Genomic DNA, 1,139 nt, shown 5'->3' with positions numbered 1-1,139 from the left:
CTAGTCTTCTGAGTCGGGAATTCTGTTCAGATATGAGCTGAGGCGTTCGAGGATCTCGTCGGCGGTCTTGGTCCAGATGTAGGGCCTCGGGTCGGTGTTCCACGTGGCGATCCAGGTGCGGATGTCCTTCTCCAGGGCCTGGACGGATTTGTGGACGCCCCGCCGTATCTGCTTGTTCGTCAACTCGGCGAACCATCGCTCGACGAGGTTGAGCCAGGAAGATCCTGTAGGCGTGAAGTGCAGGTGGAAACGGGGGTGGGCAAGCAGCCAGTTCTTGACGGCGGGTGTCTTATGGGTGGCGTAGTTGTCCAGCACAAGGTGCACCTCGAGGGGGTCGGGTACCTCCTTGTCCAGCGTGACCAGGAACTTCTTGAACTCCTCGGCACGGTGGCGGCGGTGGAGGGATCCGATGACTTTGCCGGTGGCGACGTCGAGAGCCGCGAACAGGGTGGTGGTGCCGGACCGGACGTAGTCGTGTGTGGCCCGCTCGGGCACCCCGGGCATCATCGGCAGTACCGGCTGCGAGCGGTCCAGCGCCTGGATCTGCGACTTCTCGTCCACGCAGAACACCAGCGCCCGCTCCGGCGGGTCCAGGTACAGGCCGACGACGTCGTGCACCTTGTCGACGAAGTACGGATCAGTCGACAGCTTGAAGGTCTCCGTGCGGTGGGGCCGGAGCCCGAACGCCCGCCAGATCCGGGACACCGTCGACTGCGACAGCCCCGTCTGCTGTGCCATCGACCGCGTCGACCAGTGCGTCGCGTTCTTCGGCTTCGACTCCAGCGTCCTGGCCACCAGCGCGGCGACCTGCTCATCCGTCACTGACCGGGGGCCTCCCGAACGCGGCATGTCCCCCAGACCGGCGATCCGGTGCTCGACAAACCGCGCCCGCCACCGGCCCACCGCATGCGGCGTCGCGCCGAGTCTCTCCGCAACATCCTTGTTCGACACACCGGTTGCACACTCCAGGATGATGCGGCACCGCAAGGCCCATGCCTGCGGCGTGGAGCGGCGCCGCACCCACCCCTCAAGCGCGGCCCGTTCATCGTCCGACAGCGTCAACTCGGCCTTCGGCCGTCCCGTACGTGACACACAGCAACCCTACCAATATGAATAGAATTCCCGACTCAGAAGACTAG

1 protein-coding gene is annotated in these 1,139 nt (G+C 65.0%); it reads right to left on the bottom strand.

Going from position 1 to position 1,139, the window contains the following annotated elements; all coding sequences use genetic code 11:
• A complete protein-coding gene (locus ACYVOO_RS18680) occupies nucleotides 1-1,092 on the bottom strand; it encodes an IS630 family transposase (RefSeq protein ID WP_461016768.1) in 1,092 nt (363 codons plus the stop codon).
• Nucleotides 1,093-1,139 lie beyond the last annotated feature (47 nt).

This window comes from Streptomyces daliensis, assembly GCF_054782395.1.
Note: the sequence above shows the minus strand (reverse complement) of the source record. Positions and strands in the feature narration are given on the sequence as shown.